At 71.1% G+C, this 15,956-nt stretch carries 12 protein-coding genes; 5 read left to right on the top strand and 7 right to left on the bottom strand.

Annotated elements, in window-relative coordinates; translation table 11 throughout:
• Positions 1-116 precede the first annotated feature (116 nt).
• Positions 117-2,756, top strand: a complete 2,640-nt coding sequence (locus ACIBO2_RS30465; RefSeq protein WP_358542656.1) for an AAA family ATPase — start codon at positions 117-119, stop codon at positions 2,754-2,756.
• 48 nt (positions 2,757-2,804) lie between these two features.
• Here the strand turns inward: ACIBO2_RS30465 and ACIBO2_RS30460 are convergent, their stop codons facing one another.
• Positions 2,805-3,671, bottom strand: coding sequence for an SMP-30/gluconolactonase/LRE family protein (locus tag ACIBO2_RS30460; protein ID WP_397301236.1), 867 nt, complete (start codon positions 3,669-3,671; stop codon positions 2,805-2,807).
• A gap of 41 nt (positions 3,672-3,712) precedes the next feature.
• Positions 3,713-4,492 carry an MBL fold metallo-hydrolase gene (locus tag ACIBO2_RS30455; RefSeq protein ID WP_358542652.1) on the bottom strand — a complete coding sequence of 260 codons (780 nt, stop codon included), beginning with the start codon at positions 4,490-4,492 and terminating at the stop codon, positions 3,713-3,715.
• Between the two features lie 27 nt (positions 4,493-4,519).
• On the opposite strand from ACIBO2_RS30455, the gene ACIBO2_RS30450 reads away from it, so the two are divergent.
• Positions 4,520-4,906 carry a MerR family transcriptional regulator gene (locus tag ACIBO2_RS30450; protein WP_397301233.1) on the top strand — a complete coding sequence of 129 codons (387 nt, stop codon included), beginning with the start codon at positions 4,520-4,522 and terminating at the stop codon, positions 4,904-4,906.
• Between the two features lie 18 nt (positions 4,907-4,924).
• Here ACIBO2_RS30450 and ACIBO2_RS30445 read toward each other — a convergent pair whose 3' ends face one another.
• Positions 4,925-5,644, bottom strand: coding sequence for a hypothetical protein (locus ACIBO2_RS30445; RefSeq protein ID WP_397301230.1), 720 nt, complete (start codon positions 5,642-5,644; stop codon positions 4,925-4,927).
• 48 nt (positions 5,645-5,692) lie between these two features.
• Positions 5,693-6,337: an HNH endonuclease family protein gene (locus ACIBO2_RS30440; protein ID WP_358542646.1), complete on the bottom strand. Its 645-nt coding sequence runs from the start codon at positions 6,335-6,337 to the stop codon at positions 5,693-5,695.
• Positions 6,338-6,452: 115 nt separating this feature from the next.
• Here ACIBO2_RS30440 and ACIBO2_RS30435 point away from each other — a divergent pair, with 115 nt between their 5' ends.
• The 3 genes from ACIBO2_RS30435 (at position 6,453) to ACIBO2_RS30425 (ending at position 9,844) form a co-directional block, all read left to right on the top strand.
• Positions 6,453-7,076: a TetR/AcrR family transcriptional regulator gene (locus ACIBO2_RS30435; protein ID WP_358542644.1), complete on the top strand. Its 624-nt coding sequence runs from the start codon at positions 6,453-6,455 to the stop codon at positions 7,074-7,076.
• 31 nt (positions 7,077-7,107) lie between these two features.
• Positions 7,108-8,526 carry a pyridoxal phosphate-dependent decarboxylase family protein gene (locus tag ACIBO2_RS30430; RefSeq protein WP_397301227.1) on the top strand — a complete coding sequence of 473 codons (1,419 nt, stop codon included), beginning with the start codon at positions 7,108-7,110 and terminating at the stop codon, positions 8,524-8,526.
• 178 nt (positions 8,527-8,704) lie between these two features.
• Positions 8,705-9,844, top strand: a complete 1,140-nt coding sequence (locus ACIBO2_RS30425; protein ID WP_397301224.1) for a monooxygenase — start codon at positions 8,705-8,707, stop codon at positions 9,842-9,844.
• A 114-nt stretch (positions 9,845-9,958) separates the two neighbouring features.
• Here ACIBO2_RS30425 and ACIBO2_RS30420 read toward each other — a convergent pair whose 3' ends face one another.
• The 3 genes from ACIBO2_RS30420 to ACIBO2_RS30410 all read right to left on the bottom strand — a co-directional run bounded on the left by ACIBO2_RS30420 (position 9,959) and on the right by ACIBO2_RS30410 (position 15,954).
• Positions 9,959-12,025 carry a carbohydrate-binding protein gene (locus tag ACIBO2_RS30420; protein WP_397301222.1) on the bottom strand — a complete coding sequence of 689 codons (2,067 nt, stop codon included), beginning with the start codon at positions 12,023-12,025 and terminating at the stop codon, positions 9,959-9,961.
• 214 nt (positions 12,026-12,239) lie between these two features.
• Positions 12,240-14,774, bottom strand: coding sequence for a carbohydrate-binding protein (locus ACIBO2_RS30415; protein ID WP_397301219.1), 2,535 nt, complete (start codon positions 14,772-14,774; stop codon positions 12,240-12,242).
• A 10-nt stretch (positions 14,775-14,784) separates the two neighbouring features.
• Positions 14,785-15,954: a carbohydrate-binding protein gene (locus tag ACIBO2_RS30410; RefSeq protein ID WP_397301216.1), complete on the bottom strand. Its 1,170-nt coding sequence runs from the start codon at positions 15,952-15,954 to the stop codon at positions 14,785-14,787.
• Between the last annotated feature and the right edge of the window lie 2 nt (positions 15,955-15,956).

Here is a 15,956-nt window from a genome sequence, read left to right as displayed (position 1 = left end):
CAAGCCCCCTCGCATGTCGCGCTAAATCTCCCGATGCTGGTATAGCTCGCGCCGCTTAACCTTCGCTTGCAGTCGGCGACAAGGGAGCTGCGAGCGCGCAAGAGCACTGTGTGCGCATGCGAGAACGAGAGCTGGAATCGCTGACGGACCGCTTCGAGCTGGCCCGCCGGGGTGAGCCGGGGCTGGTCCTGATCCACGGCCCCGCCGGCATCGGGAAGAGCACCCTGCTGCGCCGGTTCCTGGCCACCCTGGACGACCAGGCGCACGTGATCGCCGCCGACGCCGTGGAGAGCGAGTCGGTCCTGCCGTACGGCGTGCTCACCAGGATCGCCGGTCTGCAGCCCGCGGATCCGTTCGAGGCTGGGGCCCGGCTCCGCGACCGGCTCGACGAGCTGCAGGAGGCGCGGCCGGTGGTGATCGCCGTCGACGACGCGCACTGGGCCGACTCCGTCTCACTCACCGCGCTCGCGTTCGCCTGGCGACGGCTGCGGCCCGCCCGCGTCCTGGCCGTGCTGACCAGCCCGGACCCCTACCAGCCCGCCTCACTCCAGCCGCTGCTCACCCGCGAGATGTCGGTACGGCTGGCGCTGACCGGCATCGGCGCCCGGCAGGTGCGCGCGCTGACCCACCTGCCCCTGACCGAGCAGGCGGCCGGGCGGCTGTGCGAGCACACGGGCGGTAACCCCCGGCACATCCTGCAGGTCCTGGAGGAGACGGACCTCGATGAGCTGGCCGACCCGCAGGTCCCGCTGCCGGTGCCGGGGCAGCACGCCCGCGACGCCCTGGCCCGGCTGGCCTGGTGCAGCGAGCCCGCCCGGTCGTTGGTCGAGGCGGCGGCGGTCCTGGCCTGCGACATCGCGCCGGGCGGCACCGGCCGGGCGGGGGTCGAGATCTCGCTCACTGGGTCCGGACGCGCGGTGGGCGAGGTTTCGCTCGGTGCGGCCGCCAAGCTGGCGGGCGTCGGGGCGCCGCTCTCGGCGCTGGAGGAGGCGCTGGGGGCCGGGCTGCTCGTGGAGCGGCCGACCGGTGCCGGGATCCTGATCCGCTTCTCGTACCCGCTGCTCAAGGGGGCGGTCTATCAGCACATGGGCCCGACCAAGCGGCTGCGGCTGCACGCCGCGGCGGCGACGCTGACCGAGGACGAGACCACCCGGCTGGAGCACCTGCTGCGAGCCGCCGAACGTCCCGGCCCGGAGCTCGTGCGGGACATCGCGGCGGCCGGGCGGCGCAGGGCCGCGGCGGGCGAGTGGGGGCAGGCGGCGCGGCTGCTCGCGCAGGCGGCCCGGCTGGACCGGGAGCCGGGCGCCGACGCCGTCGAGGCCCTCCTGTTCGACGGCCGCCCGGCCGAGGCCCACGCTCTGGCGGTACGGCTCGGCGCCAACGAGCCGACCACCCGGCCAGGCACCTCTGCGACGGCTTCCTCAGGGACGCCCGCCGAACCCGGCACCGGCCCTGCCCCAGGTGCGGCGTCCCCCTCGACCTTCGGCGTCGGCGCGGCCTCCCCGACGGCCCTCAGGGTCGACACAGCGGACGGTCGTTTCGCGCGAGGGGTACTCGCTCACTACGCCGGCCGTACCGATGAGGCGGTGGCGGCGCTGGCCGAGGCGCGGGAGCGGTGCGCGCGGCCCGCGCTGCTCGCCAGGATCGACGCCTGGAGCTGCCGTCCCGAGCCCGGCGACTATCTGCGGCTGATGCGTCACTCCGGCGGGCTGGGGGGCTCGCCACCGGCCAGGCTGCTCACCGCTGTGATGGGCAGCCTGGCCGACTTCCAGCAGGGGCGCTGGGACGAGGCCGCGGCCTTGGGGCAGCTCGCCGCCGCGGTCGCCGACGAGCTCGGTCCCTGCTGGATGTCGGCGCACGCCCACGCGGTGGCGTCACTCGTGCCCGCGGCCAGAGGCGACTGGCAGCGCGCCGGACAGCACGCCGAGGCGGCCCGGCGGCTGGCCAGGGACGCGACGGCGCCGGTGGCGGTCATCGGCCCCGCGTACGCCGCGGCCCACCTGGCCGCCGCCCGGAACCGGCCGGACGAGGTGATCGCCCTGCTGACACCGCTGCTCGACCTGGTCACCGCGCCCGCGTCCGCCTCACCCGACCGGACCGCGAACGTCTCGCCCAACCGCACCGCGTCCGCCCAGCCCGACGCGACGGCCTATCCCCAGCTTGGTCTGCCCGACGCAACGAACCAGGCCGAGCGCGGGCTGCTGCCGTGGGGCGATCTGCTGTTGGACGCGCTCATCACGGAGGGCGACCTGCGCCGGGCCGGTGACGTACCGGCCGTCTCTCCCGGTGTCCGGGCTCGGTTGCTGGCGGCGGGGCACGAGACCGAGTCGGCCACGACGGCGTTCGAGGTGGCGTGCGCGGAGACCGGGGAGCCGTTCGACCGGGCCAGGACCCTGCTGGCGTACGGCTCGTTCCTGCGCAGGCTCGGCCGCCGGGCCGCGGCGGCCGAACAGCTCAAGGAGGCGCTGCGGGAGCTGGACCGCCTGGAGGCGGTGCCCTACGCGCAACGCTGCGAGATCGAGCTGGCGGCGTGCGGGCAGCAGCACGCGGTCTCCCCCCTCGGCCTGACGCCGCAGCAGGACGCCGTGGCCCAGCTGGTGGCCACCGGGTTGACCAACCGGCAGATCGCCCGCGAGCTGCTGCTGAGCGTCAAGACGGTCGAGTACCACATCAGCCAGGTGTACGCCCGCCTGGGCGTGTCGTCCCGCGTCGCCCTGGCCAACGGCGTCCGCGCCCGCGCGGGCTCGTCAAGCTGAGGGGCCGTCGCACAGCGAGTCCCTTCAGAGCGCCCACAGTGCGGCCGTTCAGAGCGCGCACTGCAGGACGGGGCGGCCGCGCACACCCGGCTCGGCGGCGAAGAGCGCGCCCGCGGCCGGCTGTTCCACCCGGTCCACGTCGAGGGCCGAGGTGGTGATGAACAGCTGGTCGAGGTTGTCGCCGCCGAAGGCGACCGCGGTGACCTTGCGTACCGGGAGCCGGACGACGGCCTCGAGACGGCCCTCCGGGCTGTAGCGGTGTACGGCGGCGCCGCCCCACAGCGCCAGCCACACGCCGCCCTCGGAGTCGACCGTGAGCCCGTCGGGGGCGCCGTCGGCCGGGTCCACGACCGCGAACGGCCGCCGTCCGGTGAGCCCGCTCTCCCGGTCGTAGTCCAGCACGTCGACTCGCCCGGTCGTCGTGTCGGCGTAGTAGGCGAGGTCGCCGGCCGGGCTGAAGTCCAGGCCGTTGGAGATCGTGACCTCCGGCAGCACCACGCGCAGCCCGCCACCGGCCTCGGCCACGTAGAGGGAGCCGCGTCCCGGGGTCTCGTCGTAGGCCATGCTGCCGATGTAGAAGCGGCCGTCGGGGTCGCAGCCGCCGTCGTTCATGCGTACCGACGAATCGCTCCACGCCTCGCCGAGCGAGCGCAGCGGCGCGTCCAGCTCGTCGGAGTCGGCCAGCAGCAGCTCCCGCTCGGCCGCGACCACGTAGCCCGCGCCGGCGGCGCGCGGGCGGATCGTCGCCGCGACCGCGCCGACGTGGCGGCGGCGGACCGAGCCGTCCGGGTCGAGCGCCAGCACGTCGCCGGCCATCATGTCGACGAACCGGAGGCCGCCCCAGCGAGCGGACCACACGGGGCCCTCCCCGTGCTCGGCGACGGGTGCGGTCACGGTGTACGCGGCGATGGTCATGCCGATCTCCTCCAGCTGGGCTCAGACCTCCCCATTGTCGATCACGAACGGCTGACCGCGGGGTAGGTCCACCTCCGGCCCGTCGGCAGGTTCACCACGTCGGGTCCCTCCGCGCGGGCGTCCGCCAGGGACTTGGCCTCAATACCGGTGCCGTTGCGGCGGATCACGCGGGCGAGCAGGTCGTCGTCACTGTGGGCGTCGTGCACGGGTACCAGGACGCGCGCCCCCAGGGCGCTGCTCCCGGCCACGGCCTGCTCGGGCCCCATGACGATCGGCGGCCCGACGAACGCCCGCAACCCGTTGACCGGCAACAGCGCCAGGTCGACCGGCGGATGTTCGGCCCGGTAGCGCTCCAAAAGCGACACGTCGCGGATCTCGCCGCCGAAGAAGACGCGGAGCCCGCCGCCGCTGAGCACGTACGCGTTGTGGCGCCACAGGAGGGTGCGCCCGGCGGGGGTGGCCTCGATCGAAAGCTCCTCGGTGGGGTGGCCGCTCTGCCCCCATTCGAGGTGTTCCACCTGCCGGAAGCCGAGGTCCCGCGCCTGGCGGGCCATCCGGGCGCTGCTCACGAAGACAGGCGTGGCCGCCTTGCGGGGGAACGTCCGCAGCGCGCGCAGGTCCCAATGGTTGGGGTAGGAGTGGCTGGCGATGATGGCGTCCAGCCGGGGCAGCTCGGCCACGGTCATGCCGAGCGGTTCGCCTCGGTGCAGGTGCCAGCGTTCGGTGAAGAACGGGTCGGTGAGTACGGCATGGCCGTTGATCTCGAGGAGTACGCACGAGTTGGCCACGCGCGTGACGGCCAGTGCGGCTTGGTTGCTCATGCGGCCACGATGAAGGTTAATGTGCACATGAAGTCAAGCATGACCATCGGCGAGCTGGCCGCCCGGTTCGAGCTGCCCACGCACGTGCTGCGGCACTGGGAGAGCGCCGGGCTGCTGGATCCGGCCAGGCACGAGAGCGGCCACCGCCGCTACGGCCCGGCCGATCTGCGGCGCGTAGCCATGATCTTGCTGGGCAAGGAGGCCGGCTTGGGCCTGGGCGCATTGCGCGAGGTGCTCGGCTCGCCCGATCCCATGGACCACGCCGACCTGCTCAAGGGGCATCTCGCCGTGCTCGAGCAGCGCATCGCGCAGGCGCAGACGGCGAAGGAGCTGATCGAGCACGCGCTGGCGTGCCCGCTGCGCTTCGACGAATGCCCACACGCCCGCGAGCAGATCGAGGCCCGCATTCCGTGATGAGCGCCGCGTCCTGCCCTAGGAAAGGGCCGCCAGGTCGAGGAGCGGCTTCTCCAGGTCCACGGCGCGCCGCGGGTCCGTCTCGCGCAGCTCGCGCAGCAGGGCCCGCGTGACCGCGCCGAGCGCGCGGGCCAGCTCGGCGCGGTCGAGGGCGCGGACGAGCGCTTCGCCGACGGGTTCGGTGATCTCGGCGGGCAGCCGGTCGGCGCCCTTGGCGTAGGCGGCGGGCAGGCTGAGGCGCAGGCAGGCCAGGGCCAGGGTGTGGTCGCGGATGCCGCTGATCCAGTGTTCGGCTTGCCACAGTGCCCCGCGCTCGATCGAGACGCGGGCGTGGAGCACGTGATGCCAGGCCAGGCCGACCAGATGCCCGGGATCGGCCGGTGCCGACCGCCGTTCGGCCGCCGCGCCGAACACCGTGCGGAAGGCCCCCTCACCCACCGGCCCGAACGTGGTCGCGGCCGTGAACCCCAGGTCCACCTCGAGCGAGTCCCCGAGCAGGAAGGCCTGGTACACGGCCGAGCCGCCGCGCAGGTCGAAGTGGTGGATCGCGCCGAGCTCCCGGTAGGCGAAGTCGCTCCAGTCGCCCAGCACCGCCTCCGGCTCGACACCGTCGGCCACGCCGAAGAAGAGGTCGATGTCGGACCAGCGGTCCTCAGCGTCGTGCGCGGCCGAGCCGGTGAGCGCGGCGCCGATGATCCGGTCGTCCACGCGGGCCCGCTCGATCAGCTGGGCCCGCACCTGGTGGCGGCGCTACTGGGTGAACATCACCCGACCCTATCCCGGTGATCAGGGCGAGCAGGTGCCGAGCATCTCATGCAGCGCGGCCTTCTCCGCCTTCGTGATCCGCAGCGCGTAGTGCCGCTTGACGGTGATCCACGACCGGGCGTACGTGCACCAATAGGCGACGACCGGCGGCCGCCAGGTGATCGGCGTGCTGCCGCCCTTGTCGATGTTGGCGGTGGCGCTGACGGTGACCAGTTCGGGGCGGATCAGGTCGTTGGCGAAGGCGTGGCGCTGGGCGTCGGTCCAGGTGTCGGCGCCCGAACGCCAGGCGTTGGCCAGGGGGACGAGGTGGTCGACGTCGATGTTCGCCTCGCTGGTGAGCAGCTTGCCGTCGTAGCGGCTGTACCAGGTGCCGGCCATGACACGGCAGGACGCGTCGCGCCGGACGGCCTGTCCGTCACGGTTCAGGACGATCTCTCGGGTGTCGCACGCGCCCCGCTGCGGGGCCCATTCGGGCATGAAGCGGGTGTGGCTGTAGCCGTGGAGTGTGCCCCTCTCGCCGACGGTCAGGCCGTCGAGCGCCGTACGGGCTTCGGTCACCGAGATCGGGACGGGCATCGTGCGCGCGGTCGCGGCGGCGCCGGCCGGCGGGACGAGCAGGAGAGTCGCGAGGAAGGGGACCACGAACCGCCCTGAGAAGATGGTCATGGATTACCAGTAACAGCCACCTCAAAGGAATGTCACGAGAAGTAATTGAGATGGCACCTAAAGTGACTCCATCAAGTGATTGACGGAGCGGCGGAGGCCGGATTAGTTTCGTTCCATGAGAGACAGTGACCAGGTCACCGTGATCATGAAAGTCGCGACACAGCTCTTCGCCGCACTCGGCTTCGACGGCACCTCCACCAGGCAGATCGCCGACGCGGCGGGCCTGAACATCGCCACCGTCAACTACCACGTCGGCGGCAAGCGGGAGCTCTACCTCGCCGTGATGGAGCGCGCCCACCAGGCCGAGCGCGCCGCCCTGGAGGGGGCGCTGGGCCGCCTGGGCGGCGACGACCCGGTCACCGGGATTCACCGGCTGATCGACGACTACCTGGAGTTCTGCGTGGTCCATCCCGAGGTGCCGGCGCTGTGGATGCACCGCTGGCTCTCCGACGCCAGCGACCTCACCGAGCTCGAACGCCACTACGTCCAGCCGCTGGTGGTGATGGTGACCGACGCCCTGCGTCCCTCGGTGGCGGCCGGGGTGATCGACCGCGCGGTCGACCTGGAGTACGCCATGTGGTCGGTGATCTGGTGCGTGCACGGGTTCGCCAAGGGCGGCGTGCTGGACGAGGAGGGCCACCGCAGGGGCGGGAGCGACACGGTGGCGCTGCGCCGCTTCCGCGCCCACCTGCACCTGACCGTGCACCGCATGCTCGGGCTGCCCGGCGAAACCCCGTGACCACGGCGGCGCCATGATACGAGGAGAGCGTGTGAACCTGCCCGACACCGGGAGGGCCGCCGACGAACTGCTGGCCGAGGTGGCCCGGCTCAAGGAGCACGATCTGCCGGTCAGGGGCGGCCAGGTGACCGCCTATGTCTACGACAGCGGCCGGGACGGCGTTCACGAGGCGGCGGCCCGCGCCTACGCGGAGATGCTGGAGGTCAACTGCCTCGACCCGACGGCGTTCCCCAGCGTGGTGGAGATGGAGAGGCAGGTCGTCGGCGCCGTCGCCGACCTGCTGGGCGGCGGCCACGGCATCTTCACCAGCGGCGGCACCGAGTCGATCATGCTGGCGGTGAAGGCCGCCCGCGACGCGGCCGGGCGCGACCGGCCCAACCTGGTGCTCCCCGTCACCACTCATCCGGCCTTCCACAAGGCGGCGCACTACCTCGGGCTCGAGGTCAGGCCGGTGCCGGTCGATCCGGTCACGTTCAAGGCCGGCGCGCGGGCCGTGGCGGCGGCGATGGACGACGACACCGTCCTGGTCGTCGCCTCGGCGCCGTCGTACCCCCAGGGCGTGATCGACCCGGTCGAGGAGATCGCGGCCGTGGCCGCCGCCGCGGGAGTCGGCTGCCATGTGGACGCGTGCGTGGGCGGGTGGCTGCTGCCGTGGCTGCGGGCGGCCGGCGCGGCGATCCCGCCGTTCGACCTGTCGGTGCCGGGGGTCACCTCGCTCTCCTGTGACCTGCACAAGTTCGGGTACGCCCCGAAGGGCGCCTCGGTCGTGCTGTTCGCCGACCCGGCGACGCGCCGAAAGGCGTACTTCGCCTCGGCCGCCTGGCCCGGCTACACCGTCATCAACGCCACCGTGCAGAGCTCCAGGTCGGCGGGGTCGCTCGGCGGGGCGTGGGCCACTCTCCAGGCTCTGGGCCGCGACGGTTACCTGGCCCTGGGCCGGACCACGCTGGAGGCGACGGCCAGATTACGCGCGGGCATCGCGGCGATCCCGGGGCTGCGGGTGCTGGGCGATCCGGAGAGCTCGCTGGTGGCGTTCACCTCGGCGGAGCTCGACGTGTTCGTCCTGGCCGACGAGGCGCGGCGGCGCGGCTGGTACCTCCAGCCGCAGCTGTCGTACGCGGGCATCCCGGCCAACCTGCACATCACGGTCACCGGGGTGACGCTCTCGGGGATCGAGGCGCTGCTGAAGGTCATCGGCGAGGCGGCGGCGGCCGCCCGGACGCGCGGTCCGGCCGTACTCCCCGACGGGCTGATCGACCTGGTCGTGGACCTCGACCTGGAGGCACTGGACGACGCGGCCTTCGCCGAGCTGGCCGCGGCGGTCGGGGTGGACCTGCGGCCCGGCGCGGGACAGCCGGAGATGGCGCTGGTCAACGCGGTCCTGGACGCGCTGCCCGCGCCCCGGCGGGAGGCGGTGCTGGTGCGCTTCCTGTCAGTGATCTACAGCTGACAAGCCGGTGATCCGCGGCTCGCCTGCCGGTGATCTACCGCTGACGAGCACGGCGATCTACAACTAACGTTGCACTCCCCCGCATTCGGAAGGCGGACCTCGGCGGTCATTCCAAGGAAGGACACGGAACGTCCTCCGGAAGGATGTCCCGCGCCGGGTCACGCGGGACCGTGGAAACATGATTCGACTAGCCCGTATCGCCGCCTCGTGCGCCGTGGTCGCCCTGCTCGCCTCATGCGGGACGGCCACCACGGCCACCCCGGCGGCCCACCCGAGCCACGCCGGGGGACATGGGGCCAAGGTCGCGCCGGTGGCCGCCCCCTTACGCGACGGCGAGCGGTTCGAGTCCTTGACGATGGCGGAGCCCTACACGCCGCACGCCCCCAACGGCGGCACGGACGACTACCGGTGTTTCGTCATCGACCCCAAGCTGACGAAGCAGGCGTTCCTGACCGGAGCCCAGTTCCAGCCGCAGAACGCCGACATCGTGCACCACGCGATCTTCTTCCGGGTAGACCCCAGGCAGGCCGCCAAGGCGAAGACGCTCGACGACAGCACCCCCGGTCAGGGCTGGACGTGCTTCGGTGACGCCGGCGTGGACGACGCCTCCTGGGTGGCGCACTGGGCGCCGGGGACCAACGAGACACTGCTCGACTCGCGCTATGGCTACGCGTTGCCGCCGGGCAGCAAGCTCATCATGCAGATCCACTACAACACGCTGAACGTGGAAGGCACCCCCGGATCCGACAAGTCGGGCATCCGGCTGCGGCTCACCGACAAGACCCTGGAGCCGTTGGAGACCGCGCTGCTCCCGGGGCCGGTGGAGCTGCCGTGCACGCCGCAGGAGTCCGGCGCGCTGTGCGACCGGGCCGCCGCCGTCAAGGACGTGGCGCGCAGGTTCGGGCCGGGGTCCGAGGAGCAGGCCGACCAGCTGGCCAAGATGTGCGGGCCGCTCAAGCCGGGGCCGACGCAGCACTGCGACCGGCCCGTCCCGGGGCCCATCACGCTGCACGCGATGGCCGGGCACATGCACCTGCTCGGGCGCTCCATCAAGGTCGAGCTCAACCCCGGCACGCCCAAGGCGCAGACGCTGCTGAACGTCCCGAACTACGACTTCGACGACCAGGCGCTCCGCGTGCTGGCCAAGCCGGTCACCCTCAAGAAGGGCGACATGCTACGGGTGACCTGCACGCATGACGCCGGGCTGCGCGCGCGGCTGCCGCAGCTGCGCAAGCTGCAGCCGCGCTACGTGGTCTGGGGCGAGGGAACCAGCGACGAGATGTGCCTGGGCCTCGCCATCTGGTCGAAAGCCGCATAAAGGGGGTAGGGCGCACGCACACCGCCAGGCCGGTGTGCGTGCGCCCGTGGTCGGGTCAAGCCGAGCATGACGTGATCCGGGCCGGGGGGCCGCCGCCCTCGGTCGGGGTCGATGTCAGCCCAGCGTGACCCGGTCCAGGTTGGGGCCGCCGCCCTCGGTCGTGGCCGTGAGGCGGATCGTGTTGGCCCCCGCCTGGAGGTCTACCGTGACCGTGCCGTCGGCCCAGGTGTCCCAGTTCGTGGTGGCGGGGAAGGACCGGGTGGTCACCGCCGTGCCGTTCACCGTGACCTCCATCGGCCGGTCCACCGCCGTCCCGTTGGCGTACCGGATCGTCAGGGGCGTGGCGCCCGCGGCGGTGGCGTTAACGGCGAACTCGACGTAGGAGCCCACGAGGTTGTCGTAGTTGACGAAGCCGGTCCCGGTGAAGCCGGTGTGGTTGGACTCCGCCACGCCCTGCGAGATCGTCGCGCTCTCCGCCTGATATTCGGTGCCGGGCTGGGTGGCCGCCGACACGTCGATGTAGTCCGCGTTCGGGCCGCCGTTCGCGGTGGTGGCCGTCGCGCGGATGGTGTTGGCCCCGGCGGTCAGCGGCAGTGTGAACGTGGCCGTCGCCCAGGTGTCCCAGTCGCCGGTACTGGGGAAGTCGCGGGTCAGCGTGGTGCCGTTGGCGGTGATGGTCATCGGGCGGTTGACCGTGGTGCCGTTGGCGTACCTGAGGGTGACGTTGGCGTTGCCGGCCGCGGTGGCGTTGACGGTGTACTCGACGTACGAGCCGACGACGTTGTCGTAGTTGACGAAGCCGGTGCCCGAGTAGCCCGCGTGGTTGGACTCGACGACGCCCTGCGAGATCGTCGCGTTCTCCGCCTCGTAGTGCGGGGTCACAGTGGTGGGCCGGGCGCGGATGAGGCGGGTCTCGCCGGGGCGCAGGGTGGCGCTGTAGGAGGAGGCGACGGTGCCTTCCGAGGCGCCGGACCACAGGTTCGTGACCTCGGCGGGCCCGGTGAAGCCCACTTGCGACCAGGTGACGCTGACGGTGGAGTTGCCGGAGGTTCCGGTGTTGTAGAGCGCCACGATGTAGTCGCCGTTCGACTCCCGTTTACGCCACACCTGGTTGACACCACTGTTCACAACCCGACTGGCGGCGACGCCGTCCTGGTCGACGGCGATGAGCCGGTCGTTGGTCAGCATGGCCAGGTCGGTCGAGGTGAGCGCGGTCAGGTCGGTGCCGAGCAGCAGCGGGCTGGAGATCATGGCCCAGTGCGTCATGTGCGTACGCCGCTGGTCGGCGGTGAGACCGACCTGGTCGCCGTTGCCGACCTCCAGGGAGTCGTAGTCGTTCCAGCCGCCGGGACCGGCGTACTGCTGCCAGCTGGCGGCCGAGGTGAACCGGCTGGAGACGTGCGACCAGTCGGTGAGGGGGAACCCGCTCCCGTTCGCGCCGGGACCGCAGTAGCACTCGACGTCGCCCTGGGTGCGCCAGCTGTTGGCCAGCCGCTTCCACGTGGTGGCCTGGGCGATGGGCAGGTTGTTGGACAGCGCGAAGTTGATCGGCCGGCCGGTCTGGCGCAGCGCCTTGTCCCAGGCTTCGACGTCGGCGACCGTCGTCGCGTCCACGCCGTCGATCTTCAGGTAGTCGACGCCCCACGAGGCCATCTGGTTCGCCCACGAATTGATGAACAGCTGCGCGCCGGGGTGGGAGTAGTTCAGCCGGTACATGTTCTTGCAGTTGTAGTTCTTGTGCGTCTGGGAGGTGTCGGCGATGTCCTGCGCGTGGTACGAGGTGCCTTCGACGGGCTTGTTGGCGGTGACGGCGTTCTTGGCGATGCCGGGCGTGACGTAGAAGCCGAACTTCAGCCCCTTGGCGTGCACGTAGTCGGCCAGCGCCTTGATCCCGCCGGGGAACTTGGCGGTGTCGACGGCCCACCGCCCGAAGCCGTCGACCTGGAAGCCGTTGGAGTCGCACTTCTGGTAGAAGTCGTCGAGGTTGACGTAGACGTAGCCGTGCGCGGCCAGGCCGCTGCTGACCAGCGCGTCGGCCTGGGCCTTCATCTTGGTCTCATCGGGCCAGCGCCGCACGAAGCTCCAGCTGCTCCACCCCATGGCGGGCCTGATCGACAGGCCGTTGTCGGACGCGGCCGCGGGCTGAAGGCCTGCGAACAGGCCCGCTAAGAGCACCGCCACCGCCGTGACTATCCCTCTCCCTCTCACGGGATTCTCTCCTTTGCTCGTACGGCCGGCCCGGTGAGCGCCAAGCGCCGTACGGGGCCGGGGACTGTCCAGGGGAACGCTCCTCCGGTGGAGCCGGCGCGCCGCCGCTACGTGCGCCTTCTGGGCCATGGCTGCCGTTGGTGCCGGCCGCCGTGCGAAGCGTCCACGCCCGCACGGCGGCCGGGGCTCAACCGATCGTGACGCGATCGAGGTTCGGACCGCCGCCGGCCGTGGTGGCGGTGGCGCGGATGGTGTTGGCGCCCGCGTTCAGCGGGACGGTGATCGACTTGGTCGTCCAGGTGTCCCAGTTCGCCGTCGGGTCGAAGGCGAGCTCGTCGGAGACGAGGGTGCCGTTGACCGTGACGTCCATCGGCCGGTTGGCCGCGGTGCCGTTGGCGAACCTCAGCGTCAGCGTGGCGTTCCCGGCCGACTCGGCGTTCGCCGTGAACTCGACGTAGGAGCCGACGAGGTTGTCGTAGTTGACGAAGCCGGTCCCGGTGAAGCCGGTGTGGTTGGACTCCGCGACGCCCTGGGAGATCGTGGCGTCCTCGGCCTGGTAGTCGGTGGTGGTTCCGCCGCCCGGTGTCACGTCCACGTCGATGTAGTCGATGTTCGGGTTGCCGTTGGCCGTGGTCGCGGTGGCCCGGATCGTGTTGGCCCCGGCGTTGACCGGGACCGTGAAGGTGTCGGTGGCCCAGGTGTCCCAGGTGCCGGTGCTCGCGTAATCACGGGTGGCGAACACCGTCGTGCCGTTGACCGCTATCGCCGACGGCCGGTTGGTCGTCGTGCCGTTGGCGTACCGGAACTTGATCGTCGCCGTGCCCGCGGCGGCGGCGGTGACGGACCACTGCAGATAGGACCCGGCGGCGTTGTCGCCGTTGACGTAGCCCGTGCCGCTGTAACCGGTGTGGGAGTTCTCGAAGATGCCCTGCGAGATCGTCGCGTCCTCCGCCTCATAGCGGCCCGGCGGAGGTGTCGTGCCGCCGCCGGCCGCGTACTGGCCGCCGACCCACGCCTCGTCCACCCGCCAGCGGGAGACGCCGTGGTGGCCGGTCTTGGTGAGCCTGACGTAGCGGGCGGTGGTGGCGGTCAGGTCGATGAACTGCACGCCGCGCGCGTTCGGCACGGTGCCGGTCTTGACCGCGCTCCCCCAGCTCGACCCGTCGTTGCTGACGTACACCTGGTAGCCGGAGACGCGGGCCGACCCGGACGACGGATAGACCGTCGAGTCCTCCCGCTGGTTGAACGCCAGGTACTGGATCCGCTTGGCCGAACCCAGGTCGAAGGTCAGCGACGCGGGCTCGGCGGCGTTGCTGTCCCAGTAGGTGAGGTAGTCGCCGTCACCCGCCGCCGAGGCGCCGTGACCGCTGGTGGAGGAGCTCGCCGACAGCGAGACGCCGCTGTAGATGCCCTCGCGGCCGCTGGAGATCACCTTGAAGACCGTGTCGTACTGGTCCCAGGAGGAGATGCCGCTCAGCGTCAGCGTCCCGTTGGCCTGCGTGAACGTCACCGGCGAGCCGGTGCGCAGGTTCGTCACCGAGCTGATCCGGTAGCCGTTGTCACGCACCGACAGCGTGCTGCCGGACGGCGGCGTGACGACGTGGATGTAGTGCCGGTTGGGATCGGTCTTGGAGATCGTCGTCACGCCGTGGGCGCCGTTGTTCCAGAAGCCCGGTTTGAGGCCGCCGAACATGTAACCGCCGCCCTCGGTGCCGCCGAGCGACTCCCAGATCTCCTCCAGATAGGTGTTGGCGAAGTTGTTGAAGCTCACCTGCTGGGCGGGGAACTTGCCGTTGACCATCGCGGTCTCGGCCATCAGCGCCTTCACCGACGATCCGGCGTTGGTGATGAGCCGGCCCAGCGTGAGCTTGCGGTCGACCGCCTCGTCAGACCCGCCGTACCACCAGGGGCCGCCGGTCGGCAGCTTGAAGTCGGCCTCGATCAGCCTCGGCAGCGCCGTGTAGACCGCCTGCGGGTAGTCGTAGGAGGGCGACATGCCGGTCTTCTGCTCGTTGCTGATCATGTCCATGATCGGCGTGTCTTCGTTGTTGTTCGAGATCGTCATGTCCGGGCGCTGCTGGTAGATCTTGGCGTAGAGGTTGTTGCTCTCCCAGTAGGCGTTGTCGTTGTCGATCCAGAACCCGGCCAGCTTCGGATAGCGCTGCATCTGCTCGAAGAACTGCAGGTAGCTGAACTCCCCGAATCCGTCACGGGTGGTCAGGTCCACGTTGTGGCCCACGTAGCTGGAGAAGGCCGAGGAGTTGAGCCAGTCGCCGGAGCTGAGCCCCTCGTTGTGCCACTGCGGGTCGTCGGTCATGTAGTTGATGACCTTCAGCCCCTGCGCGTCGGCGGCGTCGATCAGCTCGCCCAGGAAGTCCCGCGTGGTGCGGCACGAGCCGGGGATCGACGACGGGTAGGGCCGGGCGTAGCCGAGCCTGCTGTGGAAGGTGGCCAGGACGATGTACTGGGCGTGCAGCTTCTTGGCCTCGTTGACCCAGTAGGAGGCGCTCCAGCCGCCGTTGGTCACGTCGGCCTCCCAGCCGCTGCAGCTGGTGTGCTGCGGCGAGGTGCGCTCGCCCCAGTGCAGGAAGAGGCCGGCGATCGAGTTGCGCAGGAACGCCTGGCGCGGGTGTTGCAGATCGGCCCGGGCGGGCAGTGCGGTGAGCAGGCCGAGCAGGAGGGCGAGTACGGCGAGGACCGCCGTACGCGACACACGGGACATATGCGTGCTCCTAGGGTCCGGTGATGTCGAGGTAGTCGAGGTTCGGGCAGCCGTTGGCGGTGGTGGCGGTGAGCCTGACCGTGTTCGCGCCGGCGACCAGGGTGGCGTTGACGGTCTTGCTCGCCCACGTGGTCCAGGCGCCGGTGCCCGCGAAGCTCAGGCCCGAGGCGACGACGGTGCCGTTGACCGTGACGTCCATGGGCCGGTTCGCGGAGGTGCCGTTGGCGTACCGGATGGTGAGGGTCGCGGGGCCCGCGGTGCCCTGCTGGAAGCCCCACTGGGTGTACGCGCCCGCCACGTTGTCGGAGTTGACGAAGCCGGTGCCGGAGTATCCGGCGTGGTTGGACTCGACCACGCCTTGGGAGATCGTCGCGTTCTCCGCCTCCAGGCGGGTCGCGGTGACCTGCACCTGCTTGTAGGCCCGCATGTTGGTGAGCAGCATGTAGCAGTTCTGCAGCGAGCCCGAGGTGTCGCCGAGCGAGCGGTAGATGCCCCACTTGGGGCGGACCCGGTCGCCCAGGAACGTGTCGCCGGTCTTGGTGGCGTCGACCAGCGTGGTGCTCCCGTCGCGCAGCACCCAGCGGACCGAGCCCGCGCTGCCGTCGCCGATCTTGATCTCGTACTCGGCGTCGATCCACTTGTCCTGCAGCGGCTCCAGGTTGGTCCGGCCGACCAGGATGCCCTGCTCGTAGATCGTGTGCTCGATGGTCTGCACGCCGTTCACCCGGCGCAGCGAGGTGGTCGTGATCGGCAGCCCGCCGGTACCCGGCATCTTCGTCTGGCTGATGTGGGTGAAGGTCGTGGTCGCCTTCAGCGAGCTCGGGATGAACATCGAGTACGTGACCCGCCACGTCTCCCCCTTCAGCCACTGCAGGTAGCCGCTGGGGTTACGGGTACCGGTCACCTCCTGACGCTGCCGGTCGGTCATCGTGTCGCGGTCGACCGTGTGCATGTTGAAGCGGAAGTTGTTCCCTTCGGCGAAGATGTGCGGCTGGCCGGCGGGGTGGGAGTCGGCGCGGTCGTCCTCGATCGTCTCGAACGCGCCGAGCCCGACCGACGACGCCTCCGGCGCCCACATGAGCTGCCAGGCGAGTGCCGCCGCGGCCCGGCGGGCGGGCAGGTACGGGGTGAGGAGCGCGGCGCCTACGAGGGTCCCCAGCTGGCGTCGGGTGATGTCCATGG

This window comes from Nonomuraea sp. NPDC050022 (assembly GCF_044460705.1).
GTDB lineage: Bacteria > Actinomycetota > Actinomycetes > Streptosporangiales > Streptosporangiaceae > Nonomuraea.
The sequence above is the reverse complement of the archived record's forward strand: the minus strand, read 5'-3'. Positions and strand labels throughout refer to the sequence as shown.